This window comes from Otoolea muris (genome assembly GCF_943193115.1).
In the GTDB taxonomy this organism is placed as follows: Bacteria; Bacillota; Clostridia; order Lachnospirales; family Lachnospiraceae; genus Otoolea; species Otoolea muris.
The window spans coordinates 1-1,598 of the sequence record NZ_CALPCY010000144.1; the positions used below are offsets into that span (position 1 = coordinate 1).

The 1,598-nt window shown below is 53.6% G+C and carries 2 protein-coding genes; both read right to left on the reverse strand.

Going from position 1 to position 1,598, the window contains the following annotated elements; genetic code table 11:
• Positions 1-799 (reverse strand): IS66 family transposase (locus tag NFS31_RS26675; RefSeq protein ID WP_251502090.1); only part of this gene is annotated, 799 nt, incomplete at its 3' end.
• A 275-nt stretch (positions 800-1,074) separates the two neighbouring features.
• Entirely contained in the window at positions 1,075-1,437 is a 363-nt protein-coding gene (gene tnpB / locus NFS31_RS26680; protein WP_251502093.1) for an IS66 family insertion sequence element accessory protein TnpB, read from the reverse strand.
• Positions 1,438-1,598: the final 161 nt, after the last annotated feature.

Genomic DNA, 1,598 nt, shown 5'->3' on the forward strand with positions numbered 1-1,598 from the left:
CCTTATTCACCAGCACGGGCGTCTCATCTGCCTGCAGAACATGGTAGCCGTACAGCTTTTTGTGGAGGTAATCATAGAGTACCGCAAGATATCTGTCTGCGCACTGGATCGTCCAGTTCGCCATGTTCTGCCTGGATATATGCAGGCCGTAACGTTCAAACTCCTGTTCCTGACGGTAAAGCGGGACGGCATTGACATATTTGGCGTTCATTACCGCCGCCTCCAGCGAGGGGGAAACAAGGCTCCCCCTTAATAAAGTTTCCGGGTGCGGTGCTTTGATGACCTCTTCCGTTTCCTTCCCTGCATATACTTTTACATGGTGTTCCTCCACCTCGATTTTCGCCGGGGTGAAGCTGTACCTGCGGTATACTTCATCCGGAAGCTGTTTCCAACCGCCCTTCCCAAACCTGTCTTCCAGTTCCTGATCTGCCATGGAATGTTCCACCACAACTACCGGCAGCCCCTCCAGGTCTTCTTCACGTTTCCCCTGCTTTTTCTTCGGTTTTGTGCGGGAAACGCTTTCCGGCTCCTCCTGTGCGTTTTCCTCTCCGGCAACAGCTTCGGACTCGTTAAAGAATACGATCTTCCCATCCACTTCCATAAAGGAGATCTGGTCTTCGGTTTCATGTTTCTCTGTTGAACGGCCAAACCGGTGGCGTTTTAGGTCCGCCATCTGTTCCAGTACCAGCTGGAGCGTATGGTCGATATTTTCAAGCTGCTCCTGCTGCGACAGGAACAGCCTGGTAAGTGTTTCCCTGTCAAGGCTGTTCAGTTGTTCTTCCGTATATTTTAAGGCCATGCTGTTTTCCCCCGGTATCCTGATAGCCTTATTATACCATGGATATGAGATTTTTGCGACCCCGCCCCTGCCGGATGCCCGTCATAATGCCTATGGTTAAAACAGCGGATGCGGCCTTTGTATGATACTGTTTCCAGAACCCTTTTCGGGAAGGGAAAGCATGTCTGCTCCCATTCCGGACCCTTTTATGGTGTGCCGCGCGGTTCCGCAGGGATGGGGCGGGACATTTTTTCCGGCCGGAGAACCGTCTGGAAATTTCTCCGTTTTGCACAAAGTCATCCCATGTATTCCGGCGGTTCCACCGGCCTGACCGATTTCTTCGGGGTAATCGTCAGCCCTTCCATCAGCCACCGAAACTGCTGCGGCGTTAATTCACGCACTTCCTCCGGGGTGCGCGGCCACTGGAACCGGCTTTCTGAGAGCCGCTTGTATAACAGGAGCCATCCGTCCCCTTCCCATACAATCCCCTTTACGCGGTCTGTGCGTCTCCCGCAAAAAAGATAGAGGGTATCCTTTGTATATGGCCGGTTCCCGGTCTGTGTTTCCACGAGTGCCGCCAGCCGGTCCATGCCGGCGCGCAGATCAGTATAGCCGCAGACAATGTAGACAGCTTTAAAGCAGGTGGCGTCATTAAGCATCCCGCACCACCTCCAGGACTGCCGCAAGCAGCGGCATGGGTGTGGATTCCGTTACGTGGATGGAAAAACCGTTTGCAAAAACAGAAAGCCCCGGCCGTGTATCGGTATCGTCCTGTATTTCCTGATGCAGGAGGCAGGGGGTTACCGGGACGATCTGCTGC

Excerpts from the sequence above, each read along its gene's own strand:
- tnpB (WP_251502093.1), bottom strand. The coding sequence starts at position 1,437 with ATGCTTAATGACGCCACCTGCTTTAAAGCTGTCTACATTGTCTGCGGC.